This is a genomic window from Blautia acetigignens (genome assembly GCF_025566865.1).
Classification (GTDB): Bacteria; Bacillota; Clostridia; order Lachnospirales; family Lachnospiraceae; genus Blautia_A; species Blautia_A acetigignens.
Genome location: NZ_JAOQJM010000013.1, coordinates 1 through 17480 on the forward strand (window position 1 = coordinate 1; position 17480 = coordinate 17480).

The 17480-nt window shown below is 47.9% G+C and carries 18 protein-coding genes; all 18 read right to left on the reverse strand.

Annotation, left to right across the window (positions count from 1 at the left end; genetic code table 11):
* Positions 1–374 precede the first annotated feature (374 nt).
* The 18 genes from radA to OCV70_RS13965 all read right to left on the reverse strand — a co-directional run bounded on the left by radA (position 375) and on the right by OCV70_RS13965 (position 17475).
* The gene (radA, locus tag OCV70_RS13880) at positions 375–1757 is read right to left on the reverse strand and encodes a DNA repair protein RadA (protein WP_117854005.1); all 1383 of its coding nucleotides are present in this window, start codon (positions 1755–1757) and stop codon (positions 375–377) included.
* Positions 1751–2164: an endosialidase gene (locus OCV70_RS13885; protein WP_117854007.1), complete on the reverse strand. Its 414-nt coding sequence runs from the start codon at positions 2162–2164 to the stop codon at positions 1751–1753. Before OCV70_RS13885 ends, radA begins: the two co-directional genes overlap by 7 nt.
* Before the next feature lie 180 nt (positions 2165–2344).
* Positions 2345–4822 carry an ATP-dependent Clp protease ATP-binding subunit gene (locus OCV70_RS13890; RefSeq protein WP_117854010.1) on the reverse strand — a complete coding sequence of 826 codons (2478 nt, stop codon included), beginning with the start codon at positions 4820–4822 and terminating at the stop codon, positions 2345–2347.
* Between the two features lie 17 nt (positions 4823–4839).
* On the reverse strand, positions 4840–5211 hold the full coding sequence (locus OCV70_RS13895) for a GntR family transcriptional regulator (RefSeq protein ID WP_021925379.1): 372 nt from the start codon (positions 5209–5211) through the stop codon (positions 4840–4842).
* 96 nt (positions 5212–5307) lie between these two features.
* Positions 5308–6213, reverse strand: a complete 906-nt coding sequence (locus OCV70_RS13900) for an SseB family protein (protein ID WP_195588062.1) — start codon at positions 6211–6213, stop codon at positions 5308–5310.
* Positions 6214–6412: 199 nt separating this feature from the next.
* Positions 6413–7618, reverse strand: coding sequence for an FprA family A-type flavoprotein (locus tag OCV70_RS13905; protein WP_021925381.1), 1206 nt, complete (start codon positions 7616–7618; stop codon positions 6413–6415).
* A gap of 143 nt (positions 7619–7761) precedes the next feature.
* On the reverse strand, positions 7762–9036 hold the full coding sequence (purD, locus tag OCV70_RS13910; protein ID WP_117854015.1) for a phosphoribosylamine--glycine ligase: 1275 nt from the start codon (positions 9034–9036) through the stop codon (positions 7762–7764).
* Between the two features lie 10 nt (positions 9037–9046).
* The gene (gene purN, locus OCV70_RS13915; RefSeq protein ID WP_021925383.1) at positions 9047–9673 is read right to left on the reverse strand and encodes a phosphoribosylglycinamide formyltransferase; all 627 of its coding nucleotides are present in this window, start codon (positions 9671–9673) and stop codon (positions 9047–9049) included.
* Complete coding sequence (gene purM / locus OCV70_RS13920; protein ID WP_117854017.1) at positions 9667–10692, reverse strand: phosphoribosylformylglycinamidine cyclo-ligase; 1026 nt, start codon at positions 10690–10692, stop codon at positions 9667–9669. Before purM ends, purN begins: the two co-directional genes overlap by 7 nt.
* A 105-nt stretch (positions 10693–10797) precedes the next feature.
* Positions 10798–11301: a 5-(carboxyamino)imidazole ribonucleotide mutase gene (gene purE, locus OCV70_RS13925; RefSeq protein WP_021925385.1), complete on the reverse strand. Its 504-nt coding sequence runs from the start codon at positions 11299–11301 to the stop codon at positions 10798–10800.
* A gap of 132 nt (positions 11302–11433) precedes the next feature.
* Positions 11434–13419, reverse strand: a complete 1986-nt coding sequence (locus OCV70_RS13930; protein ID WP_117854141.1) for an aminopeptidase — start codon at positions 13417–13419, stop codon at positions 11434–11436.
* A gap of 77 nt (positions 13420–13496) precedes the next feature.
* Complete coding sequence (locus tag OCV70_RS13935) at positions 13497–14090, reverse strand: HD domain-containing protein (protein WP_243000298.1); 594 nt, start codon at positions 14088–14090, stop codon at positions 13497–13499.
* A 26-nt stretch (positions 14091–14116) separates the two neighbouring features.
* A complete protein-coding gene (locus tag OCV70_RS13940; RefSeq protein WP_021925388.1) occupies positions 14117–14431 on the reverse strand; it encodes a DUF6142 family protein in 315 nt (104 codons plus the stop codon).
* Positions 14415–14891 carry a VanZ family protein gene (locus tag OCV70_RS13945; RefSeq protein ID WP_243176802.1) on the reverse strand — a complete coding sequence of 159 codons (477 nt, stop codon included), beginning with the start codon at positions 14889–14891 and terminating at the stop codon, positions 14415–14417. The genes OCV70_RS13940 and OCV70_RS13945 overlap by 17 nt, the downstream gene beginning before the upstream one ends.
* 10 nt (positions 14892–14901) lie before the next feature.
* On the reverse strand, positions 14902–15054 hold the full coding sequence (locus tag OCV70_RS13950; protein WP_021925390.1) for a hypothetical protein: 153 nt from the start codon (positions 15052–15054) through the stop codon (positions 14902–14904).
* A 22-nt stretch (positions 15055–15076) separates the two neighbouring features.
* On the reverse strand, positions 15077–15751 hold the full coding sequence (gene pyrE / locus OCV70_RS13955; RefSeq protein WP_117854022.1) for an orotate phosphoribosyltransferase: 675 nt from the start codon (positions 15749–15751) through the stop codon (positions 15077–15079).
* A gap of 39 nt (positions 15752–15790) precedes the next feature.
* Positions 15791–16696, reverse strand: a complete 906-nt coding sequence (locus OCV70_RS13960) for a dihydroorotate dehydrogenase (protein WP_117854024.1) — start codon at positions 16694–16696, stop codon at positions 15791–15793.
* Positions 16693–17475, reverse strand: a complete 783-nt coding sequence (locus OCV70_RS13965) for a dihydroorotate dehydrogenase electron transfer subunit (RefSeq protein WP_021925393.1) — start codon at positions 17473–17475, stop codon at positions 16693–16695. The genes OCV70_RS13960 and OCV70_RS13965 overlap by 4 nt, the downstream gene beginning before the upstream one ends.
* Positions 17476–17480: the final 5 nt, after the last annotated feature.

The following is a 17480-nucleotide window of genomic DNA, read 5'->3' on the forward strand; positions in this document are numbered from 1 at the left end:
AATTTTCGAGAATCGTATGTGTTTCACTGTTTAGTTATCAAGGTTATTCGCTGTCAGCTCTTTGCGACAGCTTATTTAGATTATCACATTTGGAAGATCTTGTCAAGAACCTTTTTCAAAAGTTTTTCGAAGTGTTTTCCAAAGGATTTCGTCGCCGTCATTTTTCTTATCTGTTCAAGCGACTTGATTACTTTACCATAAGTTCAGTCGATTGTCAACAGTTAATTTGAATTTTCTGAAAACTGATTTCTTTTTCAGTATTCCAGAAGCAATTCCTTGCGACAGCTTGTTTAATATACCACTGCCGCAAGGAGAAGTCAAGCACTTTTTACAAATAATTACATATTTTTTGTGCAAGTCTTTTGTGTAGACGTTCATCCCTTCATAATATACCGAATCGCATCCTGAATCTGTCTTACATATACCAGCTGGATTCCCCGGGACTTCTCTTTTTCTACGGAGCCGCGGCACACTTCCGGCAGGATTACGGTTTCGAAGCCCAGCTTCTTTGCTTCCTGGACTCTCTGGCCGGCCATGCTTACGGCGCGGACTTCGCCGCTGAGGCCGATTTCCCCGAAGGCCATCAGCTTATCAGGAATCACAATGTCTTTGGTGCTGGATGCGATTGCAAGGCAGATTCCAAGGTCAATCGCCGGCTCTGTCATCTTCATGCCGCCGGCAATGTTTACATAGGCATCGGAAGATGCCAGATGAAGGCCCACCTTTTTCTCCAGAACAGCCATCAGAAGGTTCACGCGGTTAAAATCTGTGCCCACTGCAGTCCGCCTTGGAATGCCAAAATTGCTCTCACATACCAGCGCCTGGATTTCCACAAGGATTGGACGGGTTCCCTCCATAGAACACGCCACAACACACCCGGAAGCATTCTCCGGGCGTCCCTCCAGAAGGTACTCGGAAGGATTGGATACTTCCTCAAGGCCGGACTCCCGCATTTCAAAAACACCAATCTCATTGGTGGAGCCAAATCGGTTCTTGACGGCACGCAGGATCCGGTAGGAAGCATGCCTGTCTCCCTCAAAATAAAGCACGGTGTCCACCATATGCTCCAGCACCCTTGGTCCGGCTACATTTCCCTCTTTGGTCACATGGCCCACTATAAAAATAGTAATTCCAAGTCCCTTGGCAATCTGCATCAGCACGTTCGTAGACTCTCTTACCTGGGACACACTTCCAGGTGCTGAACCGATTTCTTCATCAAACATAGTCTGAATAGAGTCTATGATCGCCACATCCGGCTTCTTGCGCTCCATGACTTCCCGTACCTTATCCAGGTTGGTCTCACACAAAAGCTGTAGATTCTCATTGAAAGTTCCAATACGGTTTGCCCGCAGCTTGATCTGCCGCAGGGATTCCTCGCCGGATATATAAAGCACAGAGCTTCCGTTCTCTGTCAGGTTCCGGCACACCTGCAAAAGAAGGGTGGACTTTCCAATACCCGGATCTCCACCCACAAGAACCAAAGACCCGGGGACGATGCCGCCCCCGAGTACTCTGTCAAGTTCACCTATTTTCGTTGTCTGACGCTCGTCTTCCTTCAGGCTGATATCCTTCAGAATCACCGGTTCAGACTGCTGTCGTATGGACGCTTTGCCCCCTGCGGCAGATTTTTTCACTGTGGAAACTGGTTCCTCCACAAACGAATTCCATGCCTTGCATCCAGGACACTGGCCCATCCACTTGGCGGATTCATAGCCGCACTCCTGACAAAAATAGACTATTTTTTTATTTTTCAGCATTTTACAATTTTTACTTCAACAGCTGAGCCATTTCCAAGCTCTACGCTGAAAGAAAGCTTACCGCCCAGATTGGTTTCCATTTTGCCTGTGCTTGCGCCGTCAAGATATACCTCGTAAACAGCCTCAGCCTCAAGCTCTACTGTAATCTGCGCATCCTCCGGTCCTTCTACGCGAAAGCTCATCTGGCTTCCGTCCTGTGCAAGACCAAATACAGCGGTGCCCGGTACAGACTCATATACGAACATGCCGTTGCGCTCCAGCTTGGTGATCTCCTTGAATGTTTTTACTTTATACATATCTCCCTGATGCGGATAATCAGAGACCTTTGACTTCTGATTCTTCTCATAATCTCCAAAGCTGATAGTACCATTTTCCTCTGTACGGATCAGTTCCTTTACTACTGCCATGATGCTTGTCCTCCCTAAGACTCTTTCGTTATGTTCTCCGGCAAAAATACAGCTGCCGGATCTTCTTCATCAGGTTTCCCTGACGTTGTACATATTATATAATAAAACCTTTTTCTTTGCCAGTACCTTACATGAATTTATAAGTTTTTTAGAATTAACCTGACAAATTTTACGAAATCTTTAATCTTCCTTTTTATCTTTTACAATAAACCGGATTTCTTTATTGCGGTACTGAACCTGTACCTGATCTCCCCTTTTGATCTTGCCCTCCAGAAGCTCATTGGCCAGACGGTCCTCGATCTTGGACTGGATGGCGCGGCGAAGCGGTCTTGCCCCGTATTTGGCGTCAAATCCGGCTTCAGCCAGATAATCCACAGCAGAATTCGTCACATTCAAACGGATGTCCATCTGTTCCATGCAGCGCTCCTCTAAGGATTTCAAAAGCAGGGTGACGATCTTGCGGATTTCCTCTTTGTTCAAAGTATGGAATACCATGATCTCATCGATTCGGTTCAGGAATTCCGGCTTGAAAAGCCTGCGGACTTCTTCCATAACGCCGGATTTCATTTTTTCGTAATCTTTCTTCTCATCCTTTGTGGAAATAAAGCCAAGCTGTTTGGGTTCCACAATGGCCTGCGCCCCTGCATTGGAGGTCATAATGATAATGGTCTGCTTGAAGTCCACCTTTCTTCCGTGGGCATCTGTAATATGGCCGTCGTCCAGCACCTGCAGCAAAATATTGAACACATCCGTGTGAGCCTTCTCAATCTCATCAAAAAGGATCACGCTGTACGGGTTCCTGCGCACCTTCTCACTGAGCTGTCCGCCCTCATCATAGCCAACATACCCTGGCGGGGAACCGATCAGCTTGGAGACGCTGTGCTTCTCCATATATTCAGACATGTCCACACGGATCATTGCCTGCTCGCTTCCAAACACAGCCTGGGCAAGCGCCTTGGAAAGCTCGGTTTTACCAACGCCGGTGGGGCCAAGGAATAAGAAGGAGCCAATAGGGCGATTGGGATCCTTAAGGCCTACACGTCCGCGCTTTACAGCCTGGGAAACTGCATGTACCGCTTCCTCCTGGCCAATTACACGCTTGTGAAGCTCTTTCTCCAGCTGGGCAAGACGTCTGGTCTCCCCTTCGGTCAGCCTCTGTACCGGAATCTTGGTCCAGTCAGATACAATGGATGCCACTGCTTTCTCATCTACTTTTCCGGATCTTCTGCGGCTCTTCTTTTCTTCCTTTGCATGAAGCTGCTCAAGCTTTGCTTCTGCTTCTTTCTGCTTCTGCTGGTATTCTTTTGCAAGAGTCAGATTGCCGCTCTTGATCGCGCCCTCTTTCTCCTGAAGGATCTCCTGGATTTCCCTGCTCAGTTCTTCTGAATCTGTGGATGCCTGATAACCAGACAGCTGTACCTTGGAAGCTGCCTCATCGATCAGGTCGATGGCCTTGTCCGGAAGAAAACGGTCGTTAATGTAGCGCACAGACATTTTCACTGCGGCTTCCAGTGCCTCATCCAGAATCTCCACCTTATGATGGCGCTCGTAATAAGGACGAAGCCCTTTCAAAATCTCATAAGTCTCTTCCTCAGAAGGCTCTTCCACCGTAATCGGCTGGAAACGGCGCTCAAGTGCTGCATCCTTCTCAATATATTTGCGGTATTCCTCCAGGGTGGTAGCTCCAATGATCTGCAGCTCCCCTCTGGAAAGAGATGGCTTCAGAATGTTGGAAGCATCCAGTGCTCCCTCTGCCCCTCCTGCTCCGATAATGGTATGAAGCTCGTCAATAAACAGAAGGATTCCCTGATTCTCCCTTACTTCATCTACCACCTTGCGGATTCGCTCCTCGAACTCGCCTCTGTATTTGCTTCCAGCCACCATTCCGGAAAGATCCAGCACAACCAGTCTTTTGTCCCGGATGGTATCCGGCACGGTGCCTGCGATAATCCTCTGTGCCAGTCCCTCAGCAATGGCTGTTTTGCCCACGCCTGGCTCTCCCACCAGACAGGGATTGTTCTTGGTTCTGCGGCTTAAGATCTGGATCAGCCTGGTGATTTCCCGGTCTCTTCCCACTACAGGATCCAGTCTGCCCTCTGCCGCCATCTGGGTAAGGTCGCGGCTGTACTGGTCAAGTGCCGGGGTAACGCTGCCTTTTTGGCCCTGCTGCATTGCCCGGGCTGCCTGAAATTCTTCCTGGATGGACTCATTGTCATAGCCCATAGCACCAAGAACAGAGGCATAAAGCTTCTGGATGTTCACACCCATAGTGTACAAAAGCCTGGTTCCTACACAGTCCGTCTCTCTTAGCATAGCAAGAAGCAGATGCTCTGTTCCTGCCTTCTCGCAGCCTGTACTCTGTGCCTCTGCTTCTGCACTGTCCAGAACCTTCTGGGTCCTTGGGCTGTAGACCGGCTGCGTGTCTATCACTTCCACATTCCCGGCATCAACAGGGGTAACCAGCTTGTCGATCAGCTCCACAAGCTTCTTGCCATCCACCTGAAATTCCTCCAGCACTCTTCCTGCTGTACCTTCTGTCTCACTTAAAAGCCCCAGGAGAAGATGCTCTGTGCCGATATAGCCAAGCTCAAAGTCAACAGCTGCGGCTTTCGCCAGGGCCAGTGCATTCTGAGCCTGCTTCGTGAATTTATTGCGCATAAATCAGTTGTTCCTCCTTACTGCCCGTACTCATCCAGAATCTCATCGATCAGGCTGTGAACTTCCTCTCTTGTCACATTGTTGCAGCAGCCCCTTGCAAGGGCAATCTTAAGATTCTGCTTCAGTTCTTCCGTGGCTCTTATTTTGTCCACATCTAGGCATATCACTGCGCCTTTTCTTCTGTCAATGGATACAAAGCCCTCCTGGCGCAGCAATGAGTAGGCCTTGTTTACGGTATGCATATTGATTCCGATGGTATCTGCAAGCTGCCTGACAGATGGAAGAGGATCTCCTTCCTGCAGCCGTGATGTGGCAATTCCCAGGATGATCTGATTCATCAGCTGAGTGTACAGTGCCTCACCGCTCTGGAAATCTATTTCGATTACCATATTTCCCTCCCTGTGGCATCTGCCACTGTAAAAACAAAGGGACCGGAGTCTTGGGCCCCGGCCTCTTTGCATCTTTTGTTATCATAAAATTCTTGCTTATTCTTCGCTCTTAGCAGCATCCTCAGCTGGCTGTGCTGCTTCTTCAGCTGCCGGAGCGTTCTGTGTCTCTTCTGCCTTAGCTTCCTCAGGCTTCTCTGGCTGTGCTGCCGGCATCGGAACGGCTGCCGGAATCTTCACTCCAAGGATTCTTCCAAGCTGCTCTCTGTCAAGGATCAGGTTAAATCCCATAGGGTTGATCACAAATGCTTTCGCCTGGCTGATGATCAGTCCCGGCAGCTTCGCAAATGGAACCTTGGCTGCACGAAGCTTCTTGCCTCTTGCAAACTTGTCAAATTCCATAACATCGGTGAAAGCCGGCTGAAGAATATCGCCTTGCTTGTTCTTCAGGTATGGAATGTTCACCTTCTTCGGGTCTTCCGGATCAGTAGCCATTGCTACTAAGAATTCGGATTTCTTAAGGTTTACGATCAGTTCCTCTTCCATCTCACGCATGTTGGCTGTGCGCTCTTCTTTCTTAAGCGGACGGCGCAGCTCCTGCATGAAATAAATACCGGAAAGCTGAAGTGTGGAGTTGAAAAGAGGCTGCTTCTTCGGCTCTAACTGGCTGAAGTCTGCCTGTCTGGCGATCTTGGTCAGTTCCACCTCGATCTGGTTCTCTCCATCTACCCATACTACACTGTTTACGCCGATCGCATACAGAGTTCCGTAGAATCTTGGGTAGTCCTTCTTCTCATATTTCATTCCCATGAGAAGAACCTTCTCCTCCAGCTTCTTCTTGCCGAATGCCTTGATTTCTTCTTCTGTGGCAAATACCCACACCTGGTCATTAAAGCTTTCTTCGTCACAAATTACATATGGAAGCTTCGTAGCCTGTGAATACGCTACAAAGACTGCGTCTCTTGTCTGTAATTCCTTAATTGCGTCCTGTTCGCTGATTCCCATGTCTTTATCCTCTCAGTCCTGGTTTTCTTAATGGATGAAAGCTGGCTGCTGTGTGCCTGCGGCTGCAGTCCGTTATTTTCATCGTGAAAACCTGATATGTAAACTATTTTATAACAAAATCATAAAAAAGTAAAGCATAAGACTTGGTATTTTTATGCAATTTACTATGAAAATCCCGGACTTTCACAGGGCATCACTCTCAGGCGATTGTTTCTTTTGTCATAAAGTCTACGATCTGGTCAAGCTGCTCCAGCTGGTTTTCCTTCAGGGCAGACTTCACAGTTACCGTATTCTCACAGATCTCCATATTCTTCATAGAGGACAGGATTTCCTTCATCTGCTTGCCTGCTGTAGACGCCCAGGTACCGTTTTCCAGGACTGCCACCTTACGTTTCTGAAGGTTGTGTGCAGCCAGCTCATGAAGCAGTGTCTCCATTTTCGGGAAAAGGCCTGCATTGTAGGTGGGGCATGCAAATACGATTCTGTCGCAGCGGAATGCCTCAGCCACCAGATAGGAAGGATCTGTTACAGATACATCATAAACGGCAATATTTTTCTCTCCTGCATCTGCAAGCTTGCCTGCCAGAACGTCTGCTGCGTTCTCTGTATTTCCGTAAATGGAAGCGTAAAGGATCAGCACATTATGGTCTTCCGGTGTATAGGTGCTCCATTTCTGGTATTTCTCAATAAACCATCCAAGGTCCTCTCTCCAGATTGGTCCGTGAAGAGGGCAGATCATGGCAATGTCAAGAGTCAGGGCTTTCTTTAAGGCAGCCTGAACCTGTACGCCGTATTTGCCTACAATATTTACCAGATATCTTCTTGCGTCATCCAGCCACTCTTCCTTGAAATTTACCTCATCCGCAAACACATTTCCGTTTAATGCGCCAAAGGTTCCAAAAGCGTCTGCGCTGAACAGCACCTTGTCATATGCATCGTAGGTTACCATTGCCTCCGGCCAGTGAACCATAGGAATCATGGCAAATGCAAGGGTATGTTTTCCCGTGCTGATGGTGTCTCCCTCTTTAATTACAACTGCGTGTGCATCCACATCAAAGGTAAAGAACTGCTTCATCATAGTGAAGGTTTTGGCATTTCCCACAACCTTTACTTCCGGATATCTTCTTACCACTTCTTCTACGATGGCGCAGTGGTCCGGCTCCATGTGGTTCACGATGATGTAGTCCAGTTTCCTTTCCCCAAGGACATGCTCCAGATTCTCAAAAAACTGTCCGCTTACAGCCTTGTCAACGGTGTCCAGAAGCACGGTCTGCTCGTCCAGGATCACATAGGAGTTGTAGGATACCCCTCTTGGAATGGGGTAAATATTTTCAAACAGGGCAAGTCTTCTGTCACTTGCGCCGATCCAGTATAAATCTTCGTTTACTTTCTTTACATTGTACATAGCAAGCTCTCCTTTTTCTATGAACTTATTTCACTGCACTTTTGCGGTTGAGCCATGATCTTTTGAAAATGGCCTTTGCTTTTTCTGGATGAAAAAGGCAGAAAACCAGATCTATAGTCTCCTGCCTATTTTATACCACTTATTTATGCTTCGTCAATCGCTTTTCCAATATCGTGGCGCATATATTTATTTGCAAAAGTAATCCACTCAGTTGCCGCATAAGCATTCTTTCTGGCTTCCTTCAGGTTGCTTCCGGTTGCAGTGATTCCCACTACGCGGCCGCCGTTTGTGACGATCTGTCCGTCTTTAAATTTAGTTCCGGCGTGGAAGCAGTAGTATCCCTCTTTGTCCTTGAAATTCTCAAAGCCGTACATAGGGATCTCCTTCTCATATTTCACCGGATAGCCCTCGCTTGCAAGAACTACGCAGACAGCTGCATTATCCTCAAACTGCAGGTCGATCTGGTCAAGTGTGCCGTCGATGCAGGCTTCCATCACTTCCACAATGTCATTTTTCATACGCGGAAGAACTACCTGTGCTTCCGGATCTCCGAAGCGGGCATTGTATTCCAGAACCTTGGGGCCGTCCTTGGTCAGCATAAGGCCAAAGAAAATAATTCCCTTAAATTCTCTTCCCTCTGCTGCCATAGCATCCACGGTTGGCTGATACACATACTTCTGGCAGAATTCGTCCACTTCCTTAGTGTAGAAGGGGCTTGGGGAAAAGGTTCCCATACCGCCTGTATTCAGACCCTGGTCTCCGTCCATGGCACGCTTGTGATCCTGTGCGGAGGTCATGGTCTTGATGGTCTTGCCATCTACAAAGGACAAAACAGAAACCTCGCGTCCGGTCATAAACTCCTCAATGACCATCGTGTTTCCTGCATTTCCAAACTTCTTATCCTCCATGATCTCCTTGACGCCGTCCTCAGCTTCCTGAAGATCCTTGCAGATCAGAACGCCTTTTCCAAGTGCAAGTCCGTCTGCTTTGAGAACGATCGGGAATTTGGCTTCTGTGCGAAGATATGCAAGCGCTTTTTCGGGATCGTCAAAGTTCTCATATGCAGCAGTAGGAATGTTGTATTTCTTCATCAGATCCTTGGAAAAAGCCTTGGAGCCTTCCAGGATGGCTGCATTTTTGCGGGGTCCGAATACGCGCAGTCCCCGTGACTCAAATACATCTACAACGCCGCCAACCAGAGGATCATCCATACCGATAATGGTAAGATCTACCTGATTCTCCCGTGCAAAATCAGCCAGCTTCTCAAATTCCATGGCACCGATGTTCACGCACTGGGCATATTCTGCAATTCCTGCATTGCCTGGTGCACAGTAAATTTTATCTACCTTAGGGCTTCTTGAAACGCTCCATGCAATGGCATGCTCTCTTCCGCCGCTTCCTACGATCAGTACTTTCATAATATCCTCCTTAGTCGCTGATGGTCACAATGTGATCATCCACAGAAACCTTTCCATTGGCAATCAGATTGATGGCCTTTGGCAAAATTTTCCATTCAGCCTTTTCCATTACGCTTCTCTGAAGAGACTCCGGTGTATCATCCGGCTCAATCTTCACTGCTTTTTGCAGAATGATCGGACCTGTATCTGTGCCGGTATCCACAAAATGGACAGTGGCGCCGGTTACCTTCACGCCCCGCTTTAAGGCTGCCTCATGCACATGAAGTCCATAATATCCAACTCCGCAAAAAGACGGAATCAAAGACGGATGGATGTTAATGATCTTATTTGGAAATGCCTCCACGATCATCGGAGGAATTGCCACAAGATATCCGGCGAGAACGATCAGCTCTGCGCCGCTTTCCTGTAATTTTTTCAGAAGTGCCTCATGGAATTTCTCACGGCTCTCAAATTCCTTAGGGGAAATACAGACCGCCTCGATTCCATGATTCTTCGCTCTTGTAAGGGCATAGGCATTGGGATTGTTGCTGACTACCAGGGATACCTGGGCATTGGTGATCTTACCGGAGTCAACTGCATCCAGAATTGCCTGGAGGTTGGTACCGCCTCCTGATACCAGGACAGCAACCTTTAGCATAATGTCACTCCCTTTTCCCCTGCTTCAATGTGTCCTACCACATATGGAGTCTCGCCAGCTGCCTTGATTGCTTCCATAGTCTTATCCACATCCGCAGGATCAACAGCCAGAACCATTCCAAGCCCCATATTGTAAGTGTTGTACATCATCTTCTCTTCAATGTCTCCTGTTTTTGCAAGAAGCTTGAAGATTGGAAGTACCGGATAGCTGTCTTTCTCGATCACAGCTCTTGTGCCCTCTTTGAGCATACGGGGTACGTTCTCATAGAAGCCGCCGCCTGTAATATGGCTGCATGCATGGATCTTCACCCCTGCATCCTTAATGCTCTTAAGAGCCTTCACGTAAATCTTGGTAGGTGCGATCAGCGCCTCGCCAAGGGTCGTTCCAAGTTCATCATAATAAGTGTCAAGAGATTCCTTTGTCATCTCAAAAACCTTGCGGACAAGGGAGAAACCGTTGCTGTGTACGCCGGAGGATGCCATTCCAATGAGAACATCTCCTGCATTCAGGTTCTCTCCTGTGATCAGGTCCTTCTTATCCACTACGCCAACTGCGAAGCCAGCCAAGTCATACTCGTCTACCGGATAAAATCCAGGCATTTCTGCTGTCTCGCCGCCGATCAGTGCTGCGCTGGACTGGCTGCAGCCTTCTGCAACGCCTTTTACGATCTCAGCGATCTTCTCCGGATAGTTCTTTCCACAGGCAATATAGTCAAGGAAGAAAAGAGGCTCTCCGCCTGCACATGCAATATCATTTACACACATTGCAACACAGTCGATTCCCACAGTGTCATGCTTGTCCATAATAAATGCCAGCTTCAGCTTGGTTCCTACACCGTCTGTACCGGAAACCAGTGTTGGCTCCTCCATGTCCTTAAAGCTGTTCATGGAAAAAGCACCTGAGAATCCGCCGATTCCTCCAAGTACTTCCGGTCTCATTGTCTTTGCAATGTGCTGTTTCATTAACTCTACTGATTTGTATCCTGCCTCAATATCAACGCCCGCGTTCTTGTAATCCATGCCTTTATCCTCCCAGAATTTTTCTGTTTTTCACAGCTGCCTCTTATTTTGCAGCTGCCTCATTTCGGTAAAATCATCGGACAATCCCTATCCGTTTAAACCAGATTACTTATAATTTTTGTGTCCAACTTCCTGCAGTCTTGCATCCTTGGCTTCTACCTGTTCCTTTAACTCCTGGCTGTACGCCTTCAGACGTGCAAGAAGCTCCGGATCGGATGTTGCAAGGATCTTAGCTGCAAGAAGGCCTGCATTTGCACCGCCATTGATGGCAACCGTTGCTACCGGAATACCGGACGGCATCTGTACAATGGAGTACAGGGAATCTCTTCCTCCTAAGGAAGTGGTGTGCATCGGAATTCCGATCACAGGCATCGGGAAAATCGCTGCGCACATTCCCGGCAGATGTGCTGCCATTCCTGCACCTGCAATGATCACCTTAAAGCCTTTTTCCTCAGCTGTCTTCGCATACTCAAAGAACACATCCGGCTCTCTGTGTGCGGAGATAATACGCATTTCGTAATCAATTCCAAGCTTCTCCAGAATGTCTGCCGCCTTGCTCATAACCGGCATATCTGAATCGCTTCCCATTACAATTCCTACTTTTGGCATAATATTCTCCTCTTTTATAAAATGATGTAAGGGGGTAAAAATCCCCTTATATGGAACGACCATTCGGGTAAATTCTACTAAGAATCCTATTTTCTGTCAATACGAATGGCGCAAAGAAAAATTTTTGATGTGCTAATTATTTTTGTTTCCGAAAGGCTTATTCAGTTCCTCTGTTCCTGGAAGGACGAATCTTCCATCTTCAATAATAGAAGTCTCCTCCCCGTTCTTTCCAAGAACACGGATGCTTCCCAGCTCATCATAAGGAATGGTGATATCTGTATGGCAGCCAAAATATGCCTTGCTCATATCTTCCTTACGCAAAATGGAAACCTCGTTGTCCCTTGCGATGATCTCTTTTCCATCCGGGTTAAACACAAGGGTATCCTCGGACCAGCTGTAGCAGGTGTCACCTACTGCAAAATGGGGGCCCATTTTCTCTGCGATCAGAATCGGCAGCTTGTCTGCAATGCCGTATTTCTCCGCAGCCACATAAGCTGTGGTGTTGGTTCCAATGGCAAATTCACCCATAGGAAGAGTTGGATGGTGGAACAGAATGTTATCCTCAATGTATTTCTTATTTTCTTCCTCTGTCTCAAAGTTTCCGCAGGAGTAGGACGCAATCTTGCCGTCCTTAAATTCCAGCTTCAGGTCAACAAACTGCAGTCCCTCCAGATATACCTTGGATACATGAAGCAGTCCGTTTGTGCCAGCAAGAACCGGAGAGGTGAACACTTCTCCTACCGGAATGTTTACATCTGCCACGCAGTTTTCGAAATTGCTTTCCTTTTTCGGGTCACTTAACATATGAAGATGAATCTTCAGATTGGTCTCATTGTTTCCTTTTCCCTTTACCGCTACCCACTCACAGGTATCCAGGGTATCAATGATGGTCTGCTGGATCTTCTGGTACAGCTGGTAATCCAGAGTGTTGATCTTCACGATCTCGCGGAAAATCTCCTCATAATTGCCGCCAATCTCCGGTACCGGGTACGCGATAATGGTAAAGCTTCTCTCGTCGCCTCTGATGTAGCGGTTGGTGATCTGCCCCGCTTCATTTGACATCTCAATCTCCAGCTTCTGCTGTGCCTCAGAATATTCCCAGGCTTCCTTCACGCTCACCGGACTAAACGGCGCTTCTCCAAATACATCAATGCATGCAGGTCCGGCATGAACGGCTGCCAGCTCCTTATATTTCTCATAAGAGGTCTGAAGCGCACGAAGACGTCTCTGCACAAAATCTGCGTCCATGTAAAGGGCGCTGTCCTGGCGGTGGTCATAGTCAAACTGAGGATTGGCCACAGCTCCTGTGTAGCCGATTCTCAGCATTCCACGTCTGTTCACCGCATGAACTCCATAGCGGAAAATCACAGGCTTTAATCCCATTTCCTCAAACTGGAGAATGGCAGCCTTTACCATGCGCTCAAAGCCAAGGTTGTAGCGGATGTTCACCGTTTTCTTCTTGCTAAGATCCTTGCGTCCGTTGACAAATCCCATGCGGTAGCCCTCTGTGTAGGTTCTTGCGCAGGCATCAATCTCTTCCTGGGAAAGTCCGTTCAGGAAACGGGCTGCTCCAAGCTCATTTTCCGTGATATACTCTCCGAACTGATACAGGTATCGAAGATCCGTAAGGTCAGAATCCATAATAATCCTTGCGGCAAAATCCACCTGTGGATCCACGCTTGCCCGGGTGCGCTCCTCGATCATATCCTGGCAGTAGTCATTGATATAGGAGCAGAGAATTCCCTTAAGCTCTGCTTCTGTTGGAAGCTCTTCCTGGGAAAACGCCCCGTATACTTCCAGAAACAGTTCCAGAAGCACGGTCATATCCCACATTCTTTTTTCATGGGCAAAAACAACTGCACCTCTTAACTCTGCATAGAGGAAGGTAAGATCCTTTCCATATTCCCCAAGCTTCTCGCAGGCGTAAACCGGATTTCCGTAGCTGGTTTTGTAATTTTCCGGAAGAATGTCCTCATACAGCTGGTGATTCAGGTTTTTCCATTCCTCCATGGATAAATCTTTCCCGCTTCCGTTCATCACCTGTACGGTTTGGGAAAGAAAGGCTGCGGTTTTCCGGAAGAAATCCTGGTACGGCTCCGGCACCAGCTTCTCGTCCATCACTTCACGAACCCGCTCGCTGGCAAGGGTGTATCGCTCCACTAATAATTCGTCCAAATTTTCCCCTCACTTTCTCTTTATATATCTCCGATCACATGTCCTTTTTCCACATGCTTGTCGATTAGTTCCTGCATATATTCCCAGATCTTCGGTGCGCCCTCCCCTGTGCGGCTGTTGCGCTTGTAGATCTGGCTTTTCTTTACCCCATGCTCTACCCAGCTGATTCCGTCTGTAGCATCATTGAGGAAAAGCGGCTGGCTGTTGTCCAGCATGTGAGCATACTTAGCCTCCGGTGTCTCGTAGGCCTCGAATTCCTCCCAGAGATCATAGAGCCATTTGCCCTGATCCTCAGGAAGCAGTCCAAAAATACGGTCTGCCCCTTTTTTCTCACGGGCACGCTTTGTCTTTGCACCGTCATCATCATAGGCATAGGTATCCCCGGCATCAATTTCCACAAGGTCGTGGATCAGAACCATGGGAATTACCTTGGACAGATCCACTTCTTTCGGCGCATACTCCTTCAGAAGCACTGCCATCAGCGCCAGATGCCAGGAATGCTCCGCATCGTTCTCCTTGCGTTTCCCGTCTGCCAGATAGGTCTGCCGCATAATATTTTTCACCTTATCCACTTCCAAAATAAAGTCCATCTGTTTTTTCAAACGTTCGTCCATAGTACTCCTTTCAAACGCGCTCTCAGTCAAAGCCCTGTCAGGTAAATACCAAGCCATACCACCATGATCAGGCCGTTTGCGATGGAGCCGATCATACTGGTTTTGTGGCTTTTGCCCTCTTCTGAAAAGCTGAGAAGGCCCATAATAAATCCGTACACAGAAAGAAGAGTGGCAAAAAGGCCCACTCCTCCTACTAAAAAGCCCAGGCTGGTGTCCAGAAAATAGGCCAGTGCCACTGCCGTTATAAACAGCAAAAAGGACGCCGCTGCCAGGCCGGCAGACAGCTTCCCTTTTTTGGCTTCTTTTTTCTTTGTAAATGAATATCTATATCTTCTTGCCATAATGGAATTTTCTCCTAATATGATTGCAGATGAGAAACAGAACATATCCAAGGGCTGCCCCAAGGGTGTTCAGAATCATATCATCTACATCAAAACATCCGACCTTCGTGACAAGCTGGATCACTTCTACTGTCAGACTTAATATAAATCCTGATATGCAGATAAGAAAACCACTGTTCATTCTTCTGAAAATAACCGGAAGGATAAACCCGAAAGGTAGGAAGCCGATCACATTTCCGAAAATATTGGTAAATACCGCAAATGCGCCCAGCTGTTCCCGATATACCCAGAACCTTCTGATTTCCACAAAAGGCACCAGATTATACCGATACACCCGTTCCGCCTGTGCAACCCTGCCGTACTCCTCTGAAAAGAAGAGAAAGTAGATCAGCAGGATCACATAGACTGCAAACAACACGATTCCCATACGGCGAATCATCGTTTTCGTTTCCTTTTTCAAAACAATCCCCTTAAATCATCATATCGGATTTGCCCTTCAGAAGTCTGGCACCGTTCACGATCATGAGAACTCCGGTTGTGACGCCGGTTACCAGGGTAATGATTCCAAGGGCAATGCTTCCGGCTCCCACGCCTGATACGATCTTATAAAGCTTCTCGCTCATCAGCAATTTCCTCCTTTTACCATTATTCTGCGCCGTACTGGCTGTAATATGCATCAATGGCAGCTTTCAAAGTGTCGTCGATGATGACCTTTCCTTTATATTCTTTGTTATAAAGATGCTCTACCACCTCTGCCATGGTAACGATGGCTGTTGTCTTCAGACCATATTTCTCCTCGATTTCCTTAAGGGCACTCTTGGTTCCCTGGCCGCGCTCCATACGGTCTACAGATACTACAAGACCGATAGGGGAAACGTCTCCCTGTGCCTTGATGATAGGCAGAGTCTCCTGAATGGAGGTTCCAGCGGTGGTAACATCCTCAATGATCACTACCTTGTCGCCATCCTCGATCGGGCTTCCAAGAAGGATTCCCTTATCGCCATGGTCCTTTACCTCTTTACGGTTGGAGCAGTAGCGGATGTCCTTGCCATACTCTTCGCTGATTGCTATAGTTGCAGCAACCGTCAGCGGGATTCCCTTGTATGCAGGTCCGAAAAGCACATCAAAATCCAGTCCGAATTTACTCTCGATTGCTTTTGCATAATACTGGCCCAGTCTGCGAAGCTGTGCTCCTGTGCGATAGAATCCTGTATTTACGAAAAACGGGGTCTTTCTTCCTGATTTTGTAACGAAATCTCCGAATTTCAGCACATTGCAGTCGATCATAAACTCAATAAATTCCTGTTTATACTGTTCCATTTTTATGTCCTCCTTAGGTCTTATCCTGTTTTATCTGAATTATTTCACACAGCCGATGAGCTGGTTAATGTCTTCTACTTTCTGTTTCTCAAGGAATGCCTCCATGCCGTCCACAACCTCCTGGGTAGTGTATGGATTGATGAAGTTGGCAGTTCCCACAGAGACTGCGGTGGCACCTGCCATAATAAACTCCAGGGCATCCTCTGCGCTTGCGATTCCGCCCATTCCAATGATCGGGATCTTCACCGCATTTGCAACCTGGTATACCATGCGCACTGCAACAGGCTTCACAGCCGGACCGGACATTCCTCCGGTTTTGTTGGCAAGGGCAAAGGTTCTGCGGTTAATATCAATCTTCATTCCTGTGATGGTATTGATCAGGGAAACCACATCTGCTCCGCCGCTCTCTGCAGCACGGGCCATCTCTGTGATGTCGGTTACATTAGGGCTCAGCTTCATGATCACGGGCTGCTTGGCATATTTTTTCACTTCTTTTGTGATTGCCTCAAGTGCCTTTGGATTCTGGCCAAAAGCAATTCCTCCCTCTTTTACATTGGGGCAGGATACATTGATCTCCAGCATATCCACAGGCTCATTAGCCAGACGTTCTACTACCTCACAGTAATCCTCTGTGGTCTTTCCGCACACATTTACGATAATCTTTGTGTCGTATTTCAGAAGGAATGGGATGTCTCTTTCACAGAAAACATCGATTCCCGGATTCTGAAGTCCGATGGCATTGAGCATGCCTCCTGTGGTCTCGGCAACGCGAGGGGTAGGATTGCCCGGCCACGGCACATTTGCCACGCCCTTTGTCACTACTGCGCCAAGATGGTTCAGATCTACAAACTCACTGTATTCCGCACCGGAGCCAAAGGTTCCGGAAGCTGTCATTACCGGGTTCTTCAGGGTAACTCCGGCAAGATTTACGCTCATTTTACTCATAACTCCACCTCCGTACTAAGGAATACCGGACCATCCTTACATACTCGCTTATTGTGTACATGGGAGTGGGAATCCACCTCTGTGGACTGGCATACGCAGCCTAAACATGCACCGATTCCGCATGCCATGCGCTCTTCCATGGAGATCCAGCAGGGAATGCCTTTTTCAAGGGCATACGCCTTGATTGCACGAAGCATAGGCTTTGGTCCGCAGGCAAAGATCACGTCTGCTTCCAGAGCATTCTCACGGATGGCATCCATTACATTTCCCTTTGTTCCGGCAGAGCCGTCCTCTGTGGCAATGTATACGTCACCGTTTTTGGCAAATTCCTTATCAAGAAACAGCTCGTCGCGGTAGCCAAGAACTGCCATTTTCTGTGCATGCAGCTGCTTCATGGTCTCAAGCATAGGCGGTACACCGATGCCGCCGCCCATAAGGAATACTTTTTTGCCTTCTGCTTCCTCTAACGGAAAGCCGTTTCCAAGAGGTCCGAGAAGATCCAGCTGTGCGCCTGCGCCAAGTCTGGAAAATCCTTCTGTACCTGTATGTTTGCCTGTAACGCGGTAAACAAGACGCAGTGCGCCCTTCTCCTTATCGATTTCACACAGGCTGATAGGACGGGGAAGCAGCTTGCCCCCATCCTGTGTATATACGGAGACAAACTGTCCCGGTTTTGCGTTTCCTGCTATGGTCTTCGTCTGCAGCCACATGCTGTAGATATCTTTGCCAATGCATTCCTGGCTGATCACAGTGCAGGTTTCTTTTACCTTTGTGCCCATTTTCT